The sequence below is a fragment of the Bradyrhizobium sp. Pha-3 genome, from assembly GCF_042258325.1.
In the GTDB taxonomy this organism is placed as follows: domain Bacteria; phylum Pseudomonadota; class Alphaproteobacteria; order Rhizobiales; family Xanthobacteraceae; genus Bradyrhizobium; species Bradyrhizobium elkanii.
This window is the reverse complement of sequence record NZ_CP170151.1, coordinates 1415302-1439758: the sequence shown is the minus strand read 5'-3', so window position 1 is coordinate 1439758 and position 24457 is coordinate 1415302. Positions and strand designations below refer to the sequence as shown.

General features: G+C 65.9%; 20 protein-coding genes. 11 read left to right on the top strand and 9 right to left on the bottom strand.

The annotated features are described in order from the left end of the window. Nucleotides 1-195: 195 nt before the first annotated feature. Both hisN and ACE10X_RS06950 read left to right on the top strand, forming a co-directional pair. A complete protein-coding gene (gene hisN, locus ACE10X_RS06955) occupies nt 196-975 on the top strand; it encodes a histidinol-phosphatase (protein WP_038384338.1) in 780 nt (259 codons plus the stop codon). A gap of 73 nt (nt 976-1048) precedes the next feature. Beyond that, complete coding sequence (locus tag ACE10X_RS06950) at nt 1049-2026, top strand: tripartite tricarboxylate transporter substrate binding protein (protein ID WP_162136650.1); 978 nt, start codon at nt 1049-1051, stop codon at nt 2024-2026. Nucleotides 2027-2034: 8 nt separating this feature from the next. On the opposite strand, the gene ACE10X_RS06945 is transcribed toward ACE10X_RS06950, so the two are convergent. Beyond that, nucleotides 2035-2928: a LysR family transcriptional regulator gene (locus ACE10X_RS06945; protein ID WP_018269712.1), complete on the bottom strand. Its 894-nt coding sequence runs from the start codon at nt 2926-2928 to the stop codon at nt 2035-2037. 92 nt (nt 2929-3020) lie between these two features. Between ACE10X_RS06945 and ACE10X_RS06940 the strand changes: the two genes are divergently transcribed. Beyond that, entirely contained in the window at nt 3021-3773 is a 753-nt protein-coding gene (locus ACE10X_RS06940) for a sulfite exporter TauE/SafE family protein (protein WP_038384342.1), read from the top strand. A 30-nt stretch (nt 3774-3803) separates the two neighbouring features. Here ACE10X_RS06940 and ACE10X_RS06935 read toward each other — a convergent pair whose 3' ends face one another. Next, nucleotides 3804-4439 (bottom strand): LysE family translocator, encoded by a 636-nt coding sequence (locus ACE10X_RS06935; protein WP_038384343.1) that lies wholly within the window; start codon nt 4437-4439, stop codon nt 3804-3806. Between the two features lie 238 nt (nt 4440-4677). Between ACE10X_RS06935 and ACE10X_RS06930 the strand changes: the two genes are divergently transcribed. After that, nucleotides 4678-6477, top strand: a complete 1800-nt coding sequence (locus ACE10X_RS06930; RefSeq protein ID WP_038384344.1) for an adenylate/guanylate cyclase domain-containing protein — start codon at nt 4678-4680, stop codon at nt 6475-6477. A 60-nt stretch (nt 6478-6537) separates the two neighbouring features. Continuing rightward, nucleotides 6538-7197 carry a hypothetical protein gene (locus ACE10X_RS06925; RefSeq protein ID WP_375764107.1) on the top strand — a complete coding sequence of 220 codons (660 nt, stop codon included), beginning with the start codon at nt 6538-6540 and terminating at the stop codon, nt 7195-7197. A 63-nt stretch (nt 7198-7260) separates the two neighbouring features. On the opposite strand, the gene ACE10X_RS06920 is transcribed toward ACE10X_RS06925, so the two are convergent. Further along, nucleotides 7261-8208, bottom strand: a complete 948-nt coding sequence (locus ACE10X_RS06920; protein ID WP_038384346.1) for an alpha/beta fold hydrolase — start codon at nt 8206-8208, stop codon at nt 7261-7263. A gap of 221 nt (nt 8209-8429) precedes the next feature. Between ACE10X_RS06920 and ACE10X_RS06915 the strand changes: the two genes are divergently transcribed. Further along, nucleotides 8430-8906, top strand: coding sequence for an Hsp20 family protein (locus tag ACE10X_RS06915; protein WP_038384347.1), 477 nt, complete (start codon nt 8430-8432; stop codon nt 8904-8906). A gap of 190 nt (nt 8907-9096) precedes the next feature. On the opposite strand, the gene ACE10X_RS06910 is transcribed toward ACE10X_RS06915, so the two are convergent. Beyond that, entirely contained in the window at nt 9097-9903 is an 807-nt protein-coding gene (locus tag ACE10X_RS06910) for a hypothetical protein (RefSeq protein ID WP_038384348.1), read from the bottom strand. A 473-nt stretch (nt 9904-10376) separates the two neighbouring features. Here ACE10X_RS06910 and gltB point away from each other — a divergent pair, with 473 nt between their 5' ends. Together gltB and ACE10X_RS06900 are read left to right on the top strand one after the other, a co-directional pair. Further along, nucleotides 10377-15113, top strand: coding sequence for a glutamate synthase large subunit (gene gltB / locus ACE10X_RS06905; RefSeq protein ID WP_038384349.1), 4737 nt, complete (start codon nt 10377-10379; stop codon nt 15111-15113). A gap of 159 nt (nt 15114-15272) precedes the next feature. Beyond that, nucleotides 15273-16730 (top strand): glutamate synthase subunit beta, encoded by a 1458-nt coding sequence (locus ACE10X_RS06900; protein WP_038384350.1) that lies wholly within the window; start codon nt 15273-15275, stop codon nt 16728-16730. A 177-nt stretch (nt 16731-16907) separates the two neighbouring features. Here ACE10X_RS06900 and ACE10X_RS06895 read toward each other — a convergent pair whose 3' ends face one another. Beyond that, the gene (locus ACE10X_RS06895) at nt 16908-18587 is read right to left on the bottom strand and encodes an outer membrane beta-barrel protein (protein ID WP_375764106.1); all 1680 of its coding nucleotides are present in this window, start codon (nt 18585-18587) and stop codon (nt 16908-16910) included. 261 nt (nt 18588-18848) lie between these two features. Here ACE10X_RS06895 and ACE10X_RS06890 point away from each other — a divergent pair, with 261 nt between their 5' ends. Then, nucleotides 18849-19856: an SIS domain-containing protein gene (locus tag ACE10X_RS06890; protein WP_038384352.1), complete on the top strand. Its 1008-nt coding sequence runs from the start codon at nt 18849-18851 to the stop codon at nt 19854-19856. A gap of 76 nt (nt 19857-19932) precedes the next feature. Here ACE10X_RS06890 and ACE10X_RS06885 read toward each other — a convergent pair whose 3' ends face one another. After that, nucleotides 19933-20472 (bottom strand): carboxymuconolactone decarboxylase family protein, encoded by a 540-nt coding sequence (locus ACE10X_RS06885; RefSeq protein ID WP_038384353.1) that lies wholly within the window; start codon nt 20470-20472, stop codon nt 19933-19935. 90 nt (nt 20473-20562) lie between these two features. On the opposite strand from ACE10X_RS06885, the gene ACE10X_RS06880 reads away from it, so the two are divergent. Next, complete coding sequence (locus tag ACE10X_RS06880) at nt 20563-20922, top strand: helix-turn-helix domain-containing protein (RefSeq protein WP_038384354.1); 360 nt, start codon at nt 20563-20565, stop codon at nt 20920-20922. A gap of 164 nt (nt 20923-21086) precedes the next feature. Here ACE10X_RS06880 and ACE10X_RS06875 read toward each other — a convergent pair whose 3' ends face one another. The 3 genes from ACE10X_RS06875 to hemH form a co-directional block, all read right to left on the bottom strand. Then, complete coding sequence (locus tag ACE10X_RS06875; RefSeq protein WP_038384355.1) at nt 21087-21533, bottom strand: NfeD family protein; 447 nt, start codon at nt 21531-21533, stop codon at nt 21087-21089. Nucleotides 21534-21574: 41 nt separating this feature from the next. Continuing rightward, the gene (locus ACE10X_RS06870; protein WP_304498607.1) at nt 21575-22579 is read right to left on the bottom strand and encodes an SPFH domain-containing protein; all 1005 of its coding nucleotides are present in this window, start codon (nt 22577-22579) and stop codon (nt 21575-21577) included. A 168-nt stretch (nt 22580-22747) separates the two neighbouring features. Continuing rightward, complete coding sequence (gene hemH, locus ACE10X_RS06865; protein ID WP_038384358.1) at nt 22748-23785, bottom strand: ferrochelatase; 1038 nt, start codon at nt 23783-23785, stop codon at nt 22748-22750. Between the two features lie 114 nt (nt 23786-23899). Here hemH and ACE10X_RS06860 point away from each other — a divergent pair, with 114 nt between their 5' ends. After that, nucleotides 23900-24298 carry an MAPEG family protein gene (locus ACE10X_RS06860; RefSeq protein WP_016842609.1) on the top strand — a complete coding sequence of 133 codons (399 nt, stop codon included), beginning with the start codon at nt 23900-23902 and terminating at the stop codon, nt 24296-24298. Nucleotides 24299-24457: the final 159 nt, after the last annotated feature.

The window sequence follows — 24457 nt, the reverse complement described above, 5'->3', positions numbered from 1 at the left end:
TTGTATACCAGAATTCGCAACTTCGTGATCGAGGCCGAGACCCGGGACGCTTTCGAATCCGAAGCCAAATCGAAAGTCCGGAACCGCGTCGTCAGGCTGGATAACACTCCGTTAATCGTGCGGGCCGCGCCGGATTGAGCTAGGCAGAACGCATCCGATTTCTACCGCGTCGTTTGCGCAGTTCAGGGACATGCCGTGACGGTCATCGACTTTACCGCCTTCATCGGCCGCCTCGCGACCGCATCCGGCGAAACCATCCTGCCGTTCTTCCGCACCTCGCTCTCGGTCGACAACAAGAGTTCGAACGATTTCGATCCGGTCACCGAGGCCGACCGGGCGGCGGAAGCCGTGATGCGGCGGCTGATCAAGTCGAACTTCCCCCAGCACGGCATCGTCGGCGAGGAGTTCGGCAATGAGCGCGAGGACGCCGACTATGTCTGGGTGCTCGATCCGATCGACGGCACGAAATCCTTCATCGCCGGCTTTCCGATCTGGGGCACGCTGATCGCGCTGCTGCACAAAGGTACGCCGGTATTCGGCATGATGCACCAGCCCTATATCGGCGAGCGCTTCTCCGGCGACAACGGCTCGGCGCATTACTCCGGCCCGTCGGGCGAACGGCGGCTCTCGGTGCGGCGCTGCGCCTCGCTGAAGGAAGCGACCGTCTTTACCACGAGCCCGCTGCTGATGAATCCGGATGACCGCGCCCGCTTCGGCCGCATCGAGAACGCGGCGCGCCTGTCGCGCTATGGCGGCGACTGCTACTCCTATTGCATGCTCGCCGCCGGCCATCTCGACCTCGTGGTCGAGACCGAGCTGAAGCCCTACGACATTGCCGGCCTGATCCCGATCGTCACCGGCGCCGGCGGCGTCGTCACCACCTGGGACGGCAAGCCGGCGCAAAGCGGCGGCCGGATCATCGCGGCCGGCGACCCGCGCGTGCACGAAGCGGCGATGAAGCTGCTGAACGCCTGAGTTCCTGGCCTGATTCTTGAGTTGCCGGGCGTCTGATCTGCGCCCATCCTGACCGCAACCAGAAAAGTCAGGGATGGGCGACATGACGATGTGCGGCAGGCTGCTGGCAGCCCTTCTCCTGCTTCTCGCGCCCGTCACGGCTTCGGCCCAGGATTTCCCGACCAAGCCGCTCCGGCTGATCGTGCCGTTCCCGCCCGGCGGGCCGAACGACATCATCGCGCGGGTGATCGGGCAGAAGATCTCGGAGCTCGCAAGGCAACCCGTCATCGTCGACAACCGCGCCGGCCAGGGCGGCGTGCTCGGCACCGACGCAGTCGCGAAGGCCGCGCCCGACGGCTACACGGTGGCGATCGCGAGCGCGGGCGCGCTGGCGATCAGCCCGAGCATGGAGAAGGTCGCCTACGACACGCTGAAGGACCTCGCGCCGGTGACGCTGGTCGCGACCGTGCCGGAGATGCTGGTGGTCGCCGCCAACGTGCCGGCGAAGAACATGAACGAACTGGTCGCGCTCGCCAAAGCGCAGCCGGGCAAGCTCAACTTCGCCTCCTCCGGCCCCGGCAGCCTGCCGCATCTCGCCTGCGAATTGTTCAAGCTGACGGCGAAGATCGACATCGTGCACGTGCCCTATCGCGGCGCCGCGCCGGCGGTGAACGACCTGCTGGGTCAGCAGGTGCAGATGACCTTCCTCGACCTGCCGGTGATCCTGCCGCAGATCAAGGCGGGCGCGCTGCGGCCGATCGCGCTCGGCGGCCGCGAACGCGCGCCGACCGCGCCCGACGTGCCGACCACGGCGGAAGCCGGCATGCCCGACCTGATTATCGAGAACTGGTACGGCATGGTCGCGCCGGCCGGAACGCCGCCCGCGATCGTCGCCAGGCTGAACCAGCTCGCCACCGCGGCGATGGCCGATCCGATGGTCAAGCAAAAGCTCGCCGAGCAAGGCCTGACGTTGGCCGGCGACACGCCGGAGCATTTCCGCGACTTCATCGCTGCCGACATCAGGAAATGGGCGAAGGTGATCCAGGACGCCGGCGTGGTGACGACGAAATGAGCCAGCCGTCAGCGCTGCGCTTCGGCGCGCAGATAGTCCACGAGCTGCTTGGCCGCCCGCGGCAGCGCCTTGAAGCTGCGCGCGCAGATCGTCAGCCGGCGGTTGGCCCAGGCGTCGCGGATCCTTATCGTCGTGATCGGCATCGACGCCGCGCAGCGCCGCGCCGCGGTCTCCGGGATCACGGCGATGCCGACATCGGCGGCGACCATCTGGCAGATCGCATCGAAGCCGCGCAGGCGGGCGCGGAAGCGCAGCCGCGCACCGAGCTTTGCGGCGTGCCGCGAGATATGAACCTGCAGCGCGGAGGTTGCCGTGAGCCCGACGAAATCGCGGCCGACCACCTCCTGGAAGTCGATCTGGCGGCGGCCGCCGAGATCGCTGCGCCGCGACGCCACCAGCATCAGGCGGTCCTCGCTGAACAGGAAGCGCTCGACGCTGTCGGGCAGCGCGTGTTCCGCGGCGAAGCCGAGATCGGCGGCGCCGCTGGCGATCGCGGTCGCGATATCGGTGCTCTCGCGCTCCTCGACGTCGACGCTGATATCGGGATGCTCGTGCAGGAAGGCCGCGAGCGCGCGCGGCAGATGCTCCGACAGGCCCGAGGTGTTGGCGAGCAGCAGCACGTTGGCGCGCACGCCGCTGGCATAGGCGGCGAGATCGCTTTGCAGCGCCTCGACATTGTGGATCACGATGCGGGCGTGGCCGAGCAGGCTCTCGCCCGCCGCAGTCAGTTCGACGCCGCGGCGGCCGCGCTTGAGCAGCGCGACGCCGAGCGCCTCCTCGAGGCCCTTGATCCGCTCGCTGGCCGAAGCCAGCGCAAGGTTCGCGCGCGCCGCACCCTGCGTGATGCTGCGCGCATCGGAAACCGCGATGAACAATTGCAAATCGGTCAGGTCGAACCGCATGACGTTTCCCGCCCTGTACCTTCGGACTACCCGAAGGCTAACTCCGTAACCTCCAGATTGTGCCGTTCGCATCGATCGGTCAATGTGCCGCCATGGTCGACCATCTCCTGATCTTCATCGCCTTCGCCTTCCTGCTCGCCGGCTTCGTCAAGGGTACGGTCGGCCTCGGCCTGCCGACGGTCGCGATGGGGCTGCTCGCAACCACGATGGCGCCGGGCCAGGCGATTGCGATCGTGATCGTGCCGGCGATCGTCACCAATATCTGGCAGACCTTTGTCGGTCCCTATCTGCGCGACATCCTCAAGCGGCTGTGGCCGCTGATGCTCGGCACCGTGGCCGGGATCTGGATCAATGCCGGGCTGCTGACCGGGCCTTACGCGGCCTACGGCACCGTGGTGCTGGGCGTGCTGCTGGTGATCTACGCGATCGTCGGCCTGAGCCGGTTCAGCTTCAAGGTCGCGCGGCGCGACGAGAAATGGATCGGCGGCATCGTCGGCGTCATCACCGGGCTGATCTCGGCGGCGACCGGCGTTCAGGTCATCCCCTCGATGCCGTTCATGCAGGCGATCGGCATGGAGAAGGACGAACTGGTGCAGGCGCTCGGCGTGTTCTTCACCACCGCGACCGTGGCGCTAGCCTTCAACCTCACGGCCTCGGGCCTGCTGACGGCGGCCACCGCGCTGCCGGGCGCGGTCGCGATGGCGGCGTCGTTCACCGGCATGTTCATCGGCCAGGCGGTTCGCACACGGATGCAGCCCGAGGTGTTCCGCCGCTGGTTCCTGATCTCGATGATCCTGCTCGGCACCTATCTCGCCGGCAGCGCGCTGCTCAAGATCCACGGCTAGAGTGGCAGAGCCAGAGCGCCAAGGCGCGAACTAGCGCGCCTCCAGCGTCGCGACGCGGACGCCGAGATAGATGAAGAGCGCGCCGAGCGAGCGGTTGATCCAGGCGATCACGCCGGCCGATTGCCTGATGCGGCCGGCAGCCCGCGCCGCGAAGGCCGCAAGGCCAAGGCACCACAGCGTGCCGCCGGTGATGAAGATCAGCCCGAGCACCAGGAAGGCGAGCGTCTTGTGCGGCGAATCGGCCGCCACGAATTGCGGCAGGAAAGCCAGGAAGAACAGCGCCACCTTGGGGTTGAGGATATTGGTCAGCGCCCCCTGCCAGAACACGCGCGAGATCGAGGTCTCGCCGCCCTGCCCTGTGATGTCAGCGATTGGCTTGGCGCGCGCCAGCAGCATCTGCAGACCGGTGAGCACCAGATAGGCCGCGCCGACCAGCTTGACGGCCAGGAACGCGGTCGAAGAGGCCATCAGCAGCGCCGACAGCCCGATCGCCGCACCCAGCACATGGACCAGGCAGCCGCTGCTGATTCCGATCGCCGCAGCGGCTCCGCCGCGCCATCCGAGCTGAATCGTGCGCCCGATGATATAGGCGGTATCCGGGCCCGGTGTGACGTTGAGCAGCAGCCCGGACAGGACAAACAGCCAAAGCTCGTGAATTCCCAGCATGTCAGCGACGTTAACCTATGCAAGTAACCGGCCGGAAAGGATGATCGGCCAGCCGGCGCCATCCCAGCGACACACGAATTCAGTAGAGAAACGACTGTACCATCCGTTGGTCGCGTGCCAATTCCTGCTACTATGCATTATAGGTGCCTGCAAACCGGGCTTCCGCCGGACCCGGCCTGTCTTGTAAGTATCGGATTCGGTCACCTCGGCTAAGTGGCCATTCCAGGGCACAGGAGACATGGAAAGACGGCTCGCTGCCATTCTTTGCGCTGACATCGCCGGCTATTCCCGCATGATGGGTGCCGACGAGGCGGGGACGCATGCCTCGTTCAAGGCGCACCGCAGCGCGATCTACCCGATCATCCTCAACCATGGCGGCCGTATCGTCAAAAACACCGGCGACGGCTTCCTGCTGGAATTTCCGAGCATCATCGGCGCGATCGAGGCCGCAGTCGCGATGCAGACCCTGATGGCCGAGCGCAACGAACATCTGCCGGCCGACCGTGCCATGCACTTCCGAATGGGCGTCCACATGGGCGACGTCATGGCCGACGAGGACGAGGTGTTCGGCGACGACGTCAACATCGCGGTCCGTCTCGAGACGGTGGCAACGCCGGGCGGCATCGCGGTGTCGGACAAGGCCCGCACCGAAGCGGGACGGCGGCTTGCCGTCACCCTCGTCGACGCCGGCCCGCACCGTTTCAAGAACATCGCCGAGCCGGTCAATGTCTGGACCTGGGCGCCGGCCGGGTCCGATGCTCAGGAGCAGGTTCCGGACGACGGCCCGCATCTGCCGGGGCAATACCGGACCGCAATCGTCGGCGTGCTGCCGTTCGACAATCTGAGCGGCGGCGCCGACGAATATTTCTCGGACGGCCTGACCGAGGACCTGATCCACGCGCTGTCGCTGCAATCCTTCTATCGCGTGCTGAGCCGCAACTCGACCTTCGCCTACAAGGGCAAGAACGTCTCGACGCGGCTGATCGCGCGCGAGATCGACGCAACCTATCTGATCCAGGGTTCGGTACGGCGCGCCGGCAACAAGATCCGCGTCTCCGCCGAACTCATCGCGCCCGAGAAGGGCGAGCAGCTGTGGACCGGCCGCTACGACCGCGACATGGGCGACCTGTTCGCGATGCAGGACGAGATCACCGCGAATCTCTCCGCCGCCGTCGCGCAGGAGATCTATCGCGCCGAGGCCTCGGCACCGGCGCGCTCGCCGAACGCCGAACTGACGGCGTGGGATCGCTTCCTGAAGGGGCTGTCGCACTACTACCACCAGACCAAGGACGATTGCGAAACCGCGATCGCGTTGTTCAAGGAGGCGATCGAGCTCGACCCCGCGCTGTCGATCGCGCGCGCCTATCTGGCGCTGATCCAGATCCAGAGCATCCAGTTCGGCTGGATTCCGAGCACGCGCGAATTGTGGGCCTCGTCGGTCAGCCTGGCCGAGAGCAGCGTGCGGCTCGACCCGCGCTCCTCGTTCGCGTTTTCGCTGCTGGCCTATCTGCATGCGATGCAGGGCCACTACGAAGCCGCGATGGACGCCATCAAGCGGGCGATCGAGCTCAACCCCTACGACATGGGCGCGCGCGGCGTGCTGGGAATCTGCCACATGGTGATCGGCGACCATCGCAAGGCGGTCGATCTGTTCTCGACGGCGGTCCAGCGCGGCAACAGCGACCCGCGCTACCAATGGGCGGCGCTGAACGCGTTCAGCCATTATCTGCTCGGGCAATATGACGCGTCGCTGTCGTGGTCGCGCGAGGGGCTGTATCTGAACCCGAACCATCTGCAGTGCCTTGCGGTGCGCACCGCAGCGCTCGCCCAGCTCGGCCGCGCCGACGAGGCCGCGCAGGCAGCCGAGGCCCTGCTCGCCAACCATCCCGAGCTGACGGTCGAGCGTCACTTGCGCAATTTCCACTGGAAGAACCCGGCCGACATCGCGCATTATCGCGACGGCCTCTTGAAAGCCGGCCTGCCGTTCGGCAAACTCGCTCTGGTTGCGTCCACATCGAAATTCGCCGTCGACTCCTGAGCGAATTCATCCACCGGTAATGGATGCTTTTTAGGCTGACGCTTTTCAGGATGTGGTTTGATGTCCGATACGGCTGCAAGCAGGGCGCCCGCGCCGCAGATTTCCCCTGACAATCCCTGCCCGTTCCTGCGGGCGCTCGTCGCCGGCAACTATGTCGGCGGCCATATCGTGCCGCTGCCTGAACTGACCGGCACCATCGGACGCGCAACCGGCAAGACCGGGTTCGAGGGGTTCACCGCACGGGCGAAGATCTTCATGGTGGCGCAGATCGCCAACGGCCTCGGTCCTTTCAGCCAGCTGCGCAGCCTGTTCCAGGGCGCCATTCTCGACGCGTTGCGCAACGGCCCACTCGACAAGCACGGCGCCGGCTCGCGCATCCTCGACCAGCACGCGGTGGTCCATGAGGACGAGATTGCGCGGCTCGCGACCTTCGGCAAGGATTACAAGGCCCCCGACGGCAGCGTCGAACGCGGGCTGTCGGCCGCCGAGATCAAGACCTTCATGGCGGCGAACTTCCAGCGCGCCAAGAACGAGCATCCGCCGTCTTACGGCATCCTGCACTGCTACTATCCGCTCCTGATGCTCGGCGAGTGGCCGGTGCTGCTCGACATCATGGGCAAAGGCGAAGGCAAGGACCGCTATCTCAGCGTAGCCGAGGTCAGGACGCTGTTCGTGGACAAGCGCTTTCCCGATCGGATCATCGCGCTGCTACAGCGCTAGATTTTTGTTTGACGCGTTTTCTTCACGCGAACCGGGATCCACTTCGCTCGAAAACGCCATGTTTCACTTGAACAGCGGCGTGCCCGGCACGAACGCATCGAACGCCGCCCAGAATTGGCCGCGGTAGCGGTCCTGCTCCTGCAGGATTTCGTGCTTGGAGCCGGCGATCACGAGATGCGAGCCGGCGCGCAAGTGATAGGCGAACTCCTCGATCGCGGCCGTCGACACGACCTCGTCATTGCTCGCCGCCAGCATCAGGATCGGCTGGCGGATTTCGGACGGATACGACATGCCGCGGAAAGTGCGCATCGCGGTGAACGCGGTGTCGGCCCAGGCGATCGTCGGCGCCGCGATGCCGAGCGTCGGATCTTCCTCCAGGATCGCCGCGTTGCGGGCGTGGCGCACCGGATCGCTGGTCACGGGATTGCCGATGAAGGGCGCGAGGCCGACCAGTTCGTCGCCGCCGCCGGGAACGTAGCGGCCGCCCTGCCCGGCCAGCCGCATGATCCTGAGCAGCGCGCTCGGGAAGAACGACACGCGGCGGCGCGGCAGGTCGATCATCGGCGCCGACAGCACCATGCGGTCGAACCAGCGCTTGCCGGCATGCGCGAGGCGCAGCATCACCGCACCGCCCATCGAATGCGCCAGCGCGAAATAAGGCGGCGGGCAATCCGGCAGCACCACCTGCTGCACGAAGGTCTCGACGTCGACCTCGTAGTCGGCGAAGTCGCGCACGTAGCCCTTGCGGGGATCGCGCAGCCGCCGCGACGAGTGGCCCTGCCCGCGCCAGTCGATCATCGCCACCGCAAAGCCGCGGTCGCGCAGATCGCGCACGGTTTCAAAATATTTTTCGATCATCTCGCCGCGCCCGCCGAACACGCAGACCGTGCCCTTGCGGCCGGGCGGCGGCGCCCAGCGTGCAAAGCGCAGCTCGGCACCATCTGGTGTCTTGATGGTGCCACTGACAACGTCGTCCGGAACCGGGTTGGCGGGAATCGAGACGAGCGTCATGAAGGGGACCGGAGTGGTGAGACAGGGTGGAGATCAAGGACGCCGGCGCCGAAAAATGCGACGCGGTTTCCGCCTCTTGAACGCGACGTGACCCCTCCCATATCACCTCCGTGCAGGCCGCTTCCAGTGTTTCGGAACCGAAACATCAGGCTGCACACATCTAAGCCCGGCCCGATGGCGGGCGGGTAACTGAAACAGTCGCTCAATGGAGGACTATTCCTATGCGTAGCTACGACCTCACTCCGTTTTATCGTTCCACCGTCGGCTTCGACCGCCTCTTCAACCTGCTCGATCAGGTGACCTCGGACGGCAGCCCCGGCTATCCCCCCTACAACATCGAGCGCACCGGCGAGAATGCTTACCGGATCAGCGTCGCGGTCTCCGGCTTCTCGCAGGCCGAGCTTTCGATCGTCGCGAAGGAGAACACGCTGACGATCAAGGGCGAGAAGAGCGCCAACGAGAATTCCGGCAACGGCTCCGAAGTGCTCTATCGCGGCATCGCCTCCCGCGCATTCGAGCGCGTCTTCCAGCTTGCCGACTTCGTGCAGGTGAAGAACGCCTCGCTCGAGAACGGTCTGCTCCACGTCGATCTCGTCCGCGAGATTCCCGAGGCCAAGAAGCCCCGCAGCATTCCGATCGGCGGCGGCGAGAAGGCTCCCCAGGTCGTCGACGGCTCGGCCGGCAAGGTCGCCGCCTGAGCAACAAACCCCGCGTCAGCAGATATTGGCTGATCGCGAAAACGCCCCGGGAAACCGGGGCGTTTTTTGTTGCGGCGGGCCGTGGCCCAGTTCAGGCCTTCGTAGCCCGGATGGAGCGAAGCGCAATCCGGGAAGGTCTTGCCGCCGAGACGTCCCCGGATTTCGCTGCGCTCCATCCGGGCTACGGATCTCACTCCAATCCCTGCACCTTGGGCATCGCCTGAGTCGGCAGGATCGCGGGCGCCGGCGGCGGAGCACCCTGACCGACGGTCGGAGCCTCAGCTTGCTGGACGACTTGCGGCGCAGCCTGGGCCTCGGCCGGCTTCGGGGCAGCTGCGGCTTGCTCGGACGGCGTGGGTGCGGCTCCCTGGGCAGGCTGCGGCGTGGCCGCCTGCGGGACGGCGGCCTGAGCCGCCGGGGCGGGAGCCTGAGCTGCCGCCGCCGGAACCTGGGCAGCCGGGGCCGGAGCCTGGGCCTTGGCCGAGAGCGGGCTGCGTTTGGGCACCGGCACGCGGCTGGCGACATGCGGGATCGGGAGTGGCGGGCGCGGCACCCGGGCCTGGATCGGCCGCGGCATCGGCCCGGCGGGACCGTCGGTCGCGCTCATTTCCTCTTCATAATTGTCGCCGAGTCGAGAGGCCGGCGTGAAGCGGATGATGTGGCCGTCGCGGGCATCGATCACCAGCCGGCCGTCGTCGCCGCCCTGGTCGATCACCGAGATCGTGTAGACGAACCCGCGCTGCCGGGGCGCGCCAAGCGGCAGATAGCCGTTCTCGCGGAGCACGGTGTAGACCTCGACCGGCGGCAACAGGCTCGGCACACGGCCGTAGCGCGGCGGCGGCGGAACCTCGGGCATGGCGGCATAGGGCCCGTCCATGTCGGATACCCTGACCAAAAGCGGGCTGCCGATCCGGGCGGGCGTCGCCAGCTGGGCCTCGGCCGCGGCTGCGCTGAGCGCGAGGGCCGCGGCAGCAACCGAACCTGTGAACAACTTCATCGCCGTAACTCCTGTCTGCCCGCCCTTGGGAGCGTTCCCGCTCTCTTGCCGGCTTGCCCCGGGGCAAAATTTCAGTTTCAAATTCGGCGGTCCTTGGTCGCTCCTTGGGCCAGATCACGGCGTGTTTGCTTCGAATCAGGGGCGCGGCGCGGCCCGCCGAGCCGTTCGATCCGAGCATGCGGGCGAGGACTTCCTCGCGCTTGTGTGATAGACAAAAATTTGGCAAGGTCGTAGTTAGGACAGCAAAGCTGTCTCAATTTCGCGGCCATCCCGGCATAGGGATTGCAACGAGACCTCGGCGCCCCGAGCTCCGAGAATGCTGCAGGCAGGGCCGTCCCTCAGGGGACGTTGAAACGCCCGTCGTCTGAATTTAGGAAAATGCGGCTCGCGGCGGACGAGCGGTGGCCCGGTGGGTGCCGCAACGTCCAAGGTGCGCCAAATACGGTGGGGCCCTTACGAAAGGGAGAGGACACATGAGCGGGTCGGAATTCGAGCGCGAAAACATCGTGGCAGGAACGCTGTCGGCGACCGCGGACTCGAAAGCCGCCGAGCCCGCGCGTGAGTTGCATACTTGGCGCCCGGAAGCCGAAGGCCTGTTTGATCCGAGCCTGGAAAAGGATTCCTGCGGCGTCGGCTTCATCGCCAACATCAAGGGCCAGAAGTCGCACCAGATCGTCTCCGACGCGCTGAACATCCTGTGCAACCTCGAGCATCGCGGCGCCGTCGGCGCCGACCCGCGCGCCGGTGACGGCGCCGGCATCCTGGTGCAGATCCCGCACGCCTTCTTCGCGCGCAAGACCGCGGAGCTCGGCTTCAAGCTGCCGCAGCCCGGCGAATACGCCATCGGCGCGCTGTTCATGCCGCGCGATGCCGCGTGGCGTAACGTGATCAAGAGCATCATCGCCGACGAGATCAAGAACGAGGGCTTCAAGCTGCTCGGCTGGCGAGACGTGCCCAGTGACAATTCCTCGCTCGGCGTCACCGTGAAGCCGACCGAGCCCTACCACATGCAGGTCTTCATCGGCCGCAATGGTGCGGCCAAGACCGAGGACGATTTCGAGCGCCACCTCTACATCCTGCGCAAGTCGATCTCGCAGGCGATCTATCAACGCCGCGACCGCGGCATGGCGGGCTACTATCCGTGCTCGCTGTCGTGCCGCACCGTGATCTACAAGGGCATGTTCCTCGCCGACCAGCTCGGCAAGTACTATCCCGACCTGCATGAGGCCGACTTCGACAGCGCGCTGGCGCTGGTGCATCAACGCTTCTCGACCAACACCTTCCCGACCTGGTCGCTGGCGCATCCGTACCGGATGATCGCCCATAACGGCGAAATCAACACGCTGCGCGGCAACGTCAACTGGATGGCGGCGCGGCAGGCTTCCGTGCATTCGGAGCTCTACGGCAAGGACATCAGCCGTCTCTGGCCGATCTCCTATGAAGGCCAGAGCGACACCGCCTGCTTCGACAACGCGCTCGAATTCCTGGTGCAGGGCGGTTACTCGCTGCCCCACGCCGTGATGATGATGATTCCGGAAGCCTGGGCCGGCAATCCGCTGATGGATGAGCAGCGCCGCGCGTTCTACGAATATCATGCCGCGCTGATGGAGCCGTGGGACGGCCCGGCCGCGATCGCCTTCACCGACGGCCGCAAGATCGGCGCCACGCTCGATCGCAACGGCCTGCGCCCGGCGCGCTATCTCGTCACCAAGGACGACCGCATCGTGATGGCGTCCGAAATGGGCGTGCTGAAGATTCCGGAGGACCAGATCGTCACCAAGTGGCGGCTGCAGCCCGGCAAGATGCTGCTCGTCGACCTCGAGCAGGGCCGCCTGATTCCCGACGACGAGATCAAGGCCGACCTCGCCAAGAGCCATCCCTACAGCGACTGGCTGCATCGCACCCAGATCCAGCTCGAGGAGCTGCCGGATGCGCCGGCCAAGGGCGTGCGCTCCAACCTGCCGCTGCTCGATCGCCAGCAGGCGTTCGGCTACAGCCAGGAAGACATCGCGATCCTGATGACGCCGATGGCGGCCACCGGCGAGGAAGCCGCCGGCTCGATGGGCAACGACACGCCGATCTCGGCGCTGTCCGACAAGCCGAAGCAGCTGTTCACCTACTTCAAGCAGAACTTCGCGCAGGTGACGAACCCGCCGATCGACCCGATCCGCGAGGAAATCGTGATGAGCCTCGTCTCGATCATCGGGCCGCGGCCGAACCTGTTCGACCTGCAGGGCGTCGCTTCGACCAAGCGCCTCGAGGTGCGGCAGCCGATCCTGACCGACGCGGATCTGGAAAAGATCCGTTCGATCTCCGACGTCGCCGAGACCCACTTCAAGTCGCGCACGCTCGACACCACCTTCCACGCCGGCTTCGGCGCGGCGGGCATGGAGCAGGTGCTCGACGAGCTCTGCGCGCGCGCCGAGGGCGCGGTGCGCGAGGGCATCAACATCATCATCCTGTCGGACCGCATGACCGGCACCGACCGGATTCCGATCCCGTCGCTCTTGGCCTGCGCCGCCGTGCATCATCACCTGATCCGCACCGGCCTGCGCACCTCGGTCGGCCTCGTCGTGGAATCCGGTGAGCCGCGCGAGGTGCATCACTTCGCCTGCCTCGCCGGCTACGGCGCCGAAGCGATCAACCCCTATCTCGCGTTCGAAACCATCCTCGCGATGAAGGACCGGCTGCCCGGCGCGCTCGACGACTACGAGATCGTCAAGCGCTACATCAAGTCGATCGGCAAGGGCCTGCTCAAGGTGATGTCCAAGATGGGCATCTCGACCTACCAGTCCTATTGCGGCGCGCAGATCTTCGACGCGGTCGGCCTGAAGGCGGACTTCGTCGCCAAGTATTTCGCCGGCACCCACACAAGGATCGAGGGCGTCGGCCTCGGCGAGATCGCCGAGGAGACCGTTCGTCGCCACACCGACGCGTTCGGCGACGGCCAGATCTACAAGAGCGCGCTCGATGTCGGCGGCGAATATGCCTACCGCACCCGCGGCGAGGACCACGCCTGGACCGCGGAATCGGTCTCGACGCTGCAGCATGCAGTGCGCGGCAATTCGCAGGAGCGCTACCGGGCGTTCGCCAAGATCCTCAACGAGCAGTCCGAGCGTCTGTTGACGCTGCGCGGCCTGTTCCGGATCAAGAGCGCCGAGGACGACAAGCGCAAGCCGGTCAAGCTCGAGGACGTCGAGCCGGCCAAGGACATCGTCAAGCGGTTCTCGACCGGCGCAATGTCGTTCGGCTCGATCTCGCGCGAGGCGCACACCACGCTCGCGATCGCGATGAACCGGATCGGCGGCAAGTCGAACACCGGCGAAGGCGGCGAGGAGTCCGACCGCTTCAAGCCGATGCCCAACGGCGACAGCATGCGCTCGGCGATCAAGCAGGTCGCCTCGGGCCGGTTCGGCGTGACGACGGAATACCTCGTCAACTCCGACATGATGCAGATCAAGATGGCGCAGGGCGCCAAGCCCGGCGAAGGCGGCCAGCTGCCCGGCCACAAGGTCGACGCGACGATCGCACGCGTGCGGCATTCGACGCCGGGCGTCGGCCTGATCTCGCCGCCGCCGCATCACGACATCTACTCGATCGAAGACCTCGCCCAGCTGATCTACGACCTCAAGAACGTCAATCCGGACGGCCAGGTCTCGGTGAAGCTGGTGTCCGAGGTCGGCGTCGGCACGGTTGCCGCCGGCGTCGCCAAGGCGCGCGCCGACCATGTGACCATCGCGGGCTTCGAGGGCGGCACCGGCGCCTCGCCGCTGACCTCGATCAAGCATGCCGGTTCGCCGTGGGAGATCGGTCTTGCCGAGACCCATCAGACGCTGGTGCGCCAGCAGCTGCGCAGCCGCATCGCGGTCCAGGTCGACGGCGGCTTCCGCACCGGCCGTGACGTCGTGATCGGCGCGCTGCTCGGGGCCGACGAGTTCGGCTTCGCCACCGCCCCGCTGATCGCGGCGGGCTGCATCATGATGCGCAAGTGCCACCTCAACACCTGCCCGGTCGGCGTCGCGACCCAGGATCCGGTGCTGCGCAAGCGCTTCACCGGCCAGCCCGAGCACGTCATCAACTACTTCTTCTTCGTCGCCGAGGAAGTCCGCGAGATCATGGCGCAGCTCGGCTACAAGACGTTCGACGAGATGGTCGGCCAGGTCCAGATGCTGGACCAGACCGCGCTGGTCTCGCACTGGAAGGCCAAGGGCCTCGATTTCTCCAAGCTGTTCGTGCGGCAGAAGGAGGAGAAGGGCCAGACGATCTATCACTCGGAAAGCCAGAACCACCATCTGGAAGCCGTGCTCGACCGCCGGCTGATCGGGAAGGCGCAGGCCGCGCTCGATCGCGGCGCCCCGGTCAAGATCGAGGAAGAGATCAACAACACCGACCGTTCCGCCGGCGCGATGCTGTCGGGCGCGGTGGCCAAGATCTACGGCCATGCCGGCCTTCCGCTCGACACCATCCATGTCGGCCTGAAGGGTACGGCGGGACAGGCGTTCGGCGCCTGGCTCGCCAAGGGCGTCACCTTCGACCTCGAGGGTGAAGGCAACGACTATGTCGGCAAGGGCCTCTCGGGCGGCTGCATCATCGTCAAGCCGCCGAAGATCTCCGGCATCGTGCCGGAAGAGTCGATCATCGTCGGCAACACCGTGATGTACGGCGCGATCGCGGGCGAGTGCTACTTCCGCGGCATCGCCGGCGAGCGCTTCGCGGTGCGCAACTCCGGCGCGGTCGCGGTCGTCGAAGGCGCCGGCGATCATTGCTGCGAATACATGACCGGCGGCATCGTCGTGGTGCTCGGCAAGACCGGGCGCAACTTCGCGGCCGGCATGTCCGGCGGCATCGCCTATGTGCTGGACGAGGCCGGCGACTTCGACAAGCTCTGCAATCTTTCGATGGTCGAGCTCGAGCCGGTGCTGTCGGAGGAGATGATCAACGCCGACACCTACCACCACTCCGGCGATCTCGAGGCACATGGCCGGGTCGACGTGTTCCAGAACCTGCTCGACTCCGATGTGGAGCGGCTGCACGTCCTGATCACGCGTCACGCCAAGCTGACGGGTTCGAAGAAGGCGGCGGAGATCCTCGCCGACTGGAAGAGCTGGCTGCCGAAATTCCGCAAGGTGATGCCGGTGGAGTACCGCCGCGCGCTGAAGGAAATGAAGGCCAACGCCGACGCCGAGCCGAAGATCGCGATCGGCGCGTAAGCCTGAAAGACCCTCATGGTGAGGAGGCGCGCAGCGCCGTCTCGAATCATGAGGCCGCCACACGGGCCTCCATCCTTCGAGACGCGGCGCACGCGCCGCTCCTCAGGATGAGGGTCAAACAGAACAGACGAACACATGATGCAGGGGCATCGGGTTTCAATGGGCAAGATCACAGGTTTTCTCGAGATCGAGCGGCATGACCGCAAGTACGAGCCGGTCGCCGAGCGGCTCAAGAACTTCAACGAGTTCGTCATTCCGCTGAGCGAGAAGGACACGCGCGACCAGGCTGCGCGCTGCATGAATTGCGGCATCCCCTATTGCCACGGCACCGGCTCGACCGCGCCGGGCACGCCGGGCTGCCCGGTCAACAACCAGATCCCCGATTTCAACGACCTCGTCTATCAGGGCAACTGGGAAGAAGCCTCGCGCAACCTGCACTCGACCAACAATTTCCCCGAATTCACCGGCCGCATCTGCCCGGCGCCGTGCGAGGCGTCCTGCACGCTCAACATCGACGACAACCCGGTCACCATCAAGACCATCGAATGCGCGATCGTCGACCGCGCCTGGGACAATGGCTGGGTGAAGCCGGAGATCGCAGCCGTCAAGACAGGCAAGAAGGTCGCCGTGATCGGCTCGGGTCCCGCCGGCATGGCCGCTGCGCAGCAGCTCGCGCGCGCCGGCCACGAGGTGCATGTCTACGAGAAATTCGCCAAGGCCGGCGGCCTGCTGCGCTATGGCATTCCCGACTTCAAGATGGAGAAGGGCGTCATCGACCGCCGCGTGGCCCAGATGGAAGCCGAGGGCGTCACCTTCCATTACGGCAAGGCTGTCGGCGGCTCGACGCCGGGCGCGATCGATCCGCAGGAGCTCGCCAAGCAGTATGACGCCGTGGCGCTGACCGGCGGCGCGGAAGCCCCCCGCGACCTGCCGATCCCCGGCCGCGAGCTTTCCGGCATCCACTTCGCGATGGACTTCCTGCCGCAGCAGAATCGCCGCGTCTCCGGCGAGCCGCTGAACGGCGCCGCCGACATCCTCGCCGACGGCAAGCATGTCGTCGTGATCGGCGGCGGCGATACCGGTTCGGACTGCATCGGCACCTCGTTCCGGCAAGGCGCCAAGTCGGTGACCCAGCTCGAGATCATGCCGGCGCCGCCCGAGCACGAGAACAAGGGCGTGACCTGGCCGAACTGGCCGCTGAAGATGCGGACCTCGTCGAGCCAGGCCGAAGGCGCGGTGCGCGAATTCGCCGTGCTGACGACGAAGTTCGAAGGCGCCGACGGCAAGGTGACCAAGCTGCATTGCGTCAAGGTCGACGACAAGTTCAAGCCGCTGCCCGGCACCGAGTTCACGCTCGACGCCGAGCTCGTGCTGCTGGCGATGGGCTTCGTCCATCCGGTGCACGAGGGCCTGCTCAAGACGCTGGGCGTCGAGCTCGACCAGCGCGGCAACGTCCGCGCCTCCCTGCAGGACTACCAGACCTCGCGCGCGAAGATCTTCTCCGCCGGCGACATGCGCCGCGGCCAGTCGCTCGTGGTCTGGGCGATCCGCGAAGGCCGCCAGTGCGCGCGCTCGATCGACACCTTCCTGATGGGGAAGACTGATCTGCCGGGGTAAGCACCCCGGCGATTTCGCCTAACTGCATCCCACAAACTCAGCTGTCATCGCCCGCGAAAGCGGGCGATCCAGTATTCCAGAGACGTCAGAGCTTGAACGGACAAGCAGCGGCGTACCGGATGCTCCGCCTTCGCGGGGCTGACGCCTCATTGAGATGCGACTCGCGCATCCCCACCGCTAGTTCTGCACCCGCACGCCGAGCATCACCACCGTTGACGCCGAGCTCTGTCCCGCCAAATTCGAATCCAGCCAGTCGCGGCGCACGGTGCCCTTGATCCAGAGGCTGCGGGTCATCTTGTAGATCAGGTCGGCGGACACCGAGTAGATCGTGTCGTTGCGGTTGTCGCCCTGGTAATCGAGCGTGCCGTAGGTGAACTTGCCGATGCCGGTCAGCCAGCGGCGGAAGTCGTGGTCGACCTCGACGGTGTAGGTGCGCGACAGCACGCCCGAGGTGCCGGGCAGCGTGGTCTCGCCGATCTGGGTGTCGGAATAGAATTTTGCGGTGGTCAGCGGCGTCGCGGTCCAGGTCAGCGAGGCGGTGGTGAGCAGGCCTTCGAGACGGTTGAGCCGCGTGTCGGCGTAATCGCGCATCGCGTAGCCGATCGAGACCTCGCCGAACAGCAGCCGCGTGAACTCGAACGAGGTGCCGGCCTTGACGTAGCCGCCCGAGGAGTTGCGCGCGTAACCATTGCGGTCGAGATAGAGATCGTGGAAGCGGCTGTCGCCCTGCACTTCGACGAACGGCTTCACCGCCGGATTGAGCTCGTAGCTCACCCGGCCGACGCCGCCATATTGCGTGAAGTTGCGATCGTCGTTCGACGACGAGGTGCCGTCGGTGAGCTTCGACCATTGGTAATCGGTGCGGTCGACAGTGGCGCCGAGCGAGACCTGCATGCGGTTGAAATTCTGGTCGATGCCGAAGGTGCCGCCGACGGCGGTGTAGATCGGATATCTGGCGAGGCCGGCCTGCACGTTCGGGCTGCCGGGATTGTCGGTCGAGACAAGCAGGCGGGCCTGCCCCAGGAGATGCGTGTCTCTTGAGACGTCGAGCCGGCCGTCGATATGACCGGTGAAGTTCGGACGGTCGATGTCGAGCGGCGCCGACAGCGGCGTGCCGTCGGCGTTCGGCGTCAGCCCGGAGCCATAGCCGGTGAAGGAGCCGCGCAAATCCGCGACGACGGCGTGACGCTCCCAGTCGGAGACCGCGAGGAATTCCGGCGCGACCATGTAAAACGCCTTGCCCTGCGGCGAGTAGAGCCGGCCCGGATTGGTGTCGTAGCCCGCCATCACCTCGACCGCGGTCTTGACCATGAACGAGCCGGCGTAGTCGCCGACCGCGCCGAACGGATCGTCGTCGATCTTGAGCCGCTTACGCGGCGGCTGGCCGACGATGGTGCCGGCCATCGACGGCGGCAGCGGCGTCTTGTTGGCGGTCTCCGAGGGCGGGATCGACAGCCGCAGCTGCCCCGTGGCGTTCAATGGCGTCGGCTGCGGCGAGCCGGGTCCGGCCGGCGGCTTCGGTTTGGCCTGGCCCGGATAATATTTCGGCTTCTGGCGTTTGCGGTTGAGCGAGTCATAGCCCGACGTCGAGGCGCCGTTCGCCGCGGGGAGCCCGTAGGTCGGGACCTGCCCGATCCGCGTCGTCGTCGATATCGATGAGGATGAGGAGGAACGGCGATCGCGATCGGCGTCGGGCAGCTTCAGGCCGTTGAGCGGATCCATGGCGTCGGCCGTGGTCCGGCGCAGCGGCGAATCCTGCGTGATCACCTGGCTCTGGCGATTGGGGCTGAACAGATCGGGCGTCACGGTCTGGGCCTGGGCGAGCCCGGTGGTCACGGTCAGCGCCAGAACAGTCACGGCAAGACATGGCAAAACCGCGCGGACAACGCATCCACGCCGGTCTGGGCCGCTTGCTGGCCGCCGCAACACGATGGAAATACTCCAACGAATTCATATACTTGTTGGACGCTCTCCACCGGGCGGCGGAAAACGTCGTTAATGGAGTTAAAACAATTATGGTTAATGAGCCGTTGAGGATCGGTCGCCGCGCGTCGCATCGCGGAATCGAACGTGCTAAGGGAGACGCCCGGGTGCAAAACCCCTCCCCTGGAATCCGTAATGGCCAAACCGAAACCGCTGATGACCAAATCATCCGGCCCCGATGACGGCGCCGTTCAATCGGCGCTCCGCACCCTCGATGCCGAAGCAAGCGGCGTCGCAGCCCTCTCCACGGCACTGAAGTCCGACCTGGGCGCGCCGTTCGCGGCAGCGTCCGAGCTGATCGGCAATGCAAAGGGACGGCTGATCGTCACCGGACTCGGCAAGTCAGGCCATATCGGGCGCAAGATCGCCGCGACCTTTGCCTCGACCGGCACGCCGGCGTTCTTCGTGCACGCCGCCGAAGCGAGCCATGGCGACCTCGGCATGATCACGATCGATGACGTGATCCTGGCGCTGTCATGGTCCGGCGAGCAGCCGGAGATGCGCAACCTGATCGCCTATGCCGCGCGCTTCGGCATTCCGCTGATCGCGATGACGGCCGACAAGGATTCGACGCTGAGCAAGGCCGCCGACGTGCAGCTGACGCTGCCGAAGGCCCGCGAGGCCTGCCCGCACAATCTGGCGCCGACCACCTCCTCGCTGATGATGCTGGCGCTCGGCGATGCGCTGGCGATCGCGCTGCTCGAGGGCCGCGGCTTCACCTCGACCGATTTCAGCGTGCTGCATCCGGGCGGCAAGCTCGGCGCACTCCTGAAATATGCCCGCGACCTCATGCATGGCGGCGACGCGCTGCCGCTGAAGCCGCTCGGCACCAAGATGTCCGACGCGCTGGTCGAGATGACCTCCAAGGGCTTTGGCTGCGTCGGCATCGTCGACCGCCACGGCCATCTCGTCGGCATCGTCACCGACGGCGATCTGCGCCGGCAGATGCGCCCCGACCTTTTGACGCTGTCGGTCGAGGAGGTCATGACCAAAACGCCGAAGACGATCAGCCGCGACACGCTGGCCGGCGAAGTGCTGGAGCTGCTCAACGCCTCGAAGATCACGACGCTGATCGTGACCGATGCGAAGAAGCCGGTCGGCATCATCCATCTGCACGATCTGCTGCGCGCGGGTGTGGCGTAGGTCCTTTGTCATTCCCCGATGCGCAATGGCGCATCTGAGGGCGCGCCTGTTGGCGCGAACCCCGGAATGACAGCGGTTACTTGGGAAATCTTGCCGCGGTCGGCTCCAGCGGCAGAGCCAACGCGTTGGCGAGGTAGGAGACCGTGCGGTAGAAGCCGCACAGCAGGATGATCTCCAGGATCTGGTCCTCATCGTAATGCGCCGACAGCGCCGCGAATTCCGCGTCATCCAGCGTCGCGCGGGCATGCAGCGCGTCGACCGCCGCGATCATCGCCTGTTCGGCCGGCGACCAGCAGTCGGCATCGGCCGCACCGCGCACGGTGGCGTAGACCTGCTGCTCCGTCAGTTCGGCGGCCGCGCCGAACGCCGTGACATGGACGCCCCATTCATATTCGCAGGCGTTGAGCGCGCAAGTGCGGTCGATCACGATCTCCCGCTCCCTGAGCGACAACGGCCCACGATCCAGCAGGCTGCCGCCGCGAAACTTCTCCCAGGCGCGCGGATGGCCGGCCATCATGCGGAACAGCAGCAGCGGCGGCTTGCCGCGCATGATGCGGTCGAAATGCTGTTGAACGTCCGCCGGATAGGGCGGATCGAGCGGCGCGAGGCGTGACATGGGCTGATCCCGTTGCTACATTTAATGTAGCAACACGCTACAGTATCTGTAGCGGATGACGCAAGCGGGATTCGAAGAGGGATTCGCGACATGCCGAAACAGGCTCCGGCCACCAGGCCCGGCGTTCGCGGCTCGCGGACCGGCCGCCCGATCATGGCGCTGCTCGATCTCTTGGGACGGCGCTGGACCTTGCGCATCATCTGGGAGCTGCGGGAGGGCGCGCTGACCTCGCGCGCGCTGCGCGCTGCCTGCGACGAGGCCTCGCCGACCATCCTGCAGACGCGATTGACCGAGCTGCGCGAGGCCGGCTTCGTCGAGCTGACGGAGGATGGTTACGGCCTCACCGCGCTCGGGCGGGAGCTGTTCCAGACCTTCACGCCGCTCCATCGTTTCGCCGAGCGCTGGAGCAAGCGGGGCGGCAGCAAGACCTCGGCGACCGTCAGTGTGTAGCCCGCATGAGCGGAGCGATATGCGGGAGCGGTTTCCCCGGGTATCGCGGAGCCTGTCATCGGGCGCGCATTCGCGCGACCCGTTGGCTCACCCGGGCTACGGATTACTCGTCCGAAGCAGCATTCGACGCTCGGGCCAAGTCGTCGTCGATGGCTCAGGTCAAACTAAGCGATCGCCACCGTCAGGCTAGCGCCGTCGGCGCGGACCACCTTCACCCGGCTGCCGGCCGGCGCATCGGGGCCGGCGACGCGCCAGACCGTATCGTCGATCCGCACCGTGCCCGATCCGTCGATGATCGGCTTCTCCAGCGTGAACTCGCGGCCGACCAGGGCTTCGTTGCGGCGGTTGAGGAACGGGTTGGTCTTGCTCGCCGCCGTCGCGCCCTTGGCAAAATGCCGCCATGCCGGCACCGCCAACGCGGCGAACACCGCGAACATCAAGAGCTGCATCTGCCAGGACGGCGTGAAAACGAACGACAGCAAGCCCACTAGGAGCGCCGCGAGCCCGAGCCAGAACAGGAATACCCCGGGCGCCGCGAGCTCCAGCGCCATCAGGATGAAGCCGAAGATCAGCCAGTTCCAGGTACCCAATGTCGAAAACATCTCGGCCATGACACGACCTCTACCATTGCGGGCGCGACGCCGTCACGCCCTCACCGCTGCGGCGGCACCGGCGGCGGCGCCGTCGGGCCGGCCGGCGGCACCGAGCCGCCGCGCCGCGCCGCGGCCGTAGCGGACGCCGCGCTCTCGCCAAAGGTGGCGCGGGCGATCTCGCCGATGCCGGCCAGCGAGCCCAGCACGCTGGAGGTCTCGATCGGCAGCATCAAGACCTTCTGGTTCGGCGATTCCGCGAGCTGGCCGAACGCCTTGATGTACTTGTCGGCGATGAAATAGTTCAGCGCGGCGACGTCGCCCTTGGCGATCGATTCCGACACCATCTGGGTCGCCTTGGCCTCGGCCTCGGCGAGCCGCTCGCGCGCCTCGGCGTCGCGGAAGGCGGCTTCGCGGCGGCCCTCGGCCTGCAGGATCTGACCCTGCTTGGCGCCCTCGGCGCGCAGGATTTCGGATTGCCGCTGGCCCTCGGCCTGCAAAATGTCGGCGCGCTTGACCCGCTCGGCCTTCATCTGCCGGCCCATCGCCTCGACGAGGTCGGCCGGCGGCACGATGTCCTTGATCTCGATGCGGTTGACCTTGACGCCCCAGGGCGACACTGCGGCGTCGACCACGCGCAGCAGCCGCTCGTTGATTTCGTCGCGATGCGACAGCACCTGGTCGAGATCCATCGAGCCCATCACCGAGCGAATGTTGGTCATGGTCAGGACGGTGATCGCCTGGTTGAGATTGGCGACCTCGTAGCTCGCCTTGGCGGCATCGAACACCTGGTAGAACGCGACGCCGTCTACCGTCACGGTGGCGTTGTCCTTGGTGATCACCTCCTGCTCGGGGATGTCGATCACCTGCTCCATCATGTTGATCTTGCGCCCGATGCGGTCGAAATAGGGCACGATCAGATTGAGGCCGGGCGACAGCGTGCGGGTGTATTTGCCGAACCGCTCGATGGTCCAGTCATAACCCTGCGGAACGGTCTTGATCCCGGCGAACAGCGTAACGATGACGAGAAGAACAAACGCGATCGCGAAGACGTCGAAGCCAGTCATAAAGTCCTCCAGGGCCGGCGAGACCGTCGCCAGTCACGGTCGTGCATTGGTCGGCAGGACCGCTCCGCCGGTTCAGCCGGCTGTTGTTCTCCCTAGCACATAGGAAGCTGCCGTCCGACTACCAGATGCAAATGAATAGCCGTGTCCGGTGTCACTGATCGTTAACAATCAGATCCAGCCCTGAAGCTCGCGCAGCACGAGCTGGCGGATCACGTCCATGCCGCCGTCGCTGTCGTTGAGGCAGGGGATCGCCGCGAACTGCTCGCCGCCATTGTGCCGGAAGATCTCGGCATTCTCCTGCGCGATCTCCTCCAGCGTCTCCAGGCAATCGGCGGAGAAGCCGGGCGTCACCACGGCAATGCGCCGCACGCCGTCCTTGGCCAGCTTCTCGACCGTCTTGTCGGTATAGGGCTGCAGCCACTCGGCATTGCCGAAGCGCGACTGGAAGGTGAGGATCAGCCCGTTGGCATCGAGCCCGAGCCGCTTGCTCAGCGCGTTGGTCGTGGCGATGCATTGCGCCTGATACGGATCGCCCTTGTCGACATATTCCTTCGGCATGCCGTGGAACGAGGCGACGATGATCTCGGGCTGGAACGCCAAAGTCGCAAGATGCGCATTGATCGAGACCGCGAGCGCCTCGATGTAATCGGGATCGTCGTAGTAAGGCGGCGTCACCCGCAGGATCGGCTGCGCGCGCATGCCGGCCAGCACGCGAAACGCCTCGTCGCAGACCGTCGCCGACGTCGCGGCGGAATACTGCGGATAGAGCGGCACCACAAGGAGTCGGCCGCAACCCTGTGCCGCCAGCGCCTCGATGCGCTCCTTGATCGAAGGGTTGCCGTAGCGCATCGCCCAGTCGACCACGACGTGGTCGTGATCGGCGATCGCCTCCGCCAGCTTGTCGGCCTGCGAGCGCGTGATGGACTTCAGCGGCGACTCGTTCTTCTCGGTGTTCCAGATCTTCAGATAGTCGCGCGCCTTGCGGGCCGGACGGACGCGCAGGATGATGCCGTTGAGGATCAGCTTCCAGAGCAGGCCCTGATCCTCGATCACCCGCGGATCGGACAGGAACTCCTTGAGATAGACCCGCACGCCGGCGGCATCCGCCGTATCGGGCGTGCCGAGATTGACCAGGAGCACGCCGACGCGTTCCGGCTTCGGCGCCCCGGCAGGCTTCGCGCTCTCGAAGGGGATCACCGTGCTCATGATAGCCTTGCGCTTGATATCCTTCGCTTGGGAGCTTTGGGCTTCGCGCGTTGCTCCAACCTTGTCAAGCCGAGTGCGGGTTGGCTACGTTCCCGTGCGGAATAAGGGGGAACCATGACGATCGCCGAATGGTGCGTCTTCGGGACGCTGATGCTCTCGCTGCTGACGATCGTATCGGTGAAGTGGACCGGCTTCCGCAGCTTCGACAATGCCAGGCCGCGCGATCCCGACTTCTACGACGATCCGATCCGCTCGCGGGCGCTCGGCGCGCACCAGAACGGCATTGAGGCCTTCCCGTTCTTCGCTTTCGCCGTGCTGCTCGCCGAATTCCGCGTCGGCCCGCTGCGGCTGATCGACGAGCTGGCCGTGCTGTTCCTGATCGTGCGGATCGCCTACGTCTTCACCTATATCGGCAACCGCCCGACGCTGCGCTCGATCCTCTGGAGCATCGGCTTTGCGATCAACATCGCGATCTTCCTGCTGCCGGCGATCAGGGGATATCTGACGAGTTGAGCCGCGAATCCGCTCACCTCCCCGTCATCCCCGCGCAACCGCCTTTGTCGCTGGAGGAGCGCGCCCTTGCGCGCGTCTCGAAGGATGCACGGCCCAGCTGGTGGCCGTCGATCCTTCGAGAGGCCTGCTGCGCAGGCTCCTCAGGATGACGGATCACTT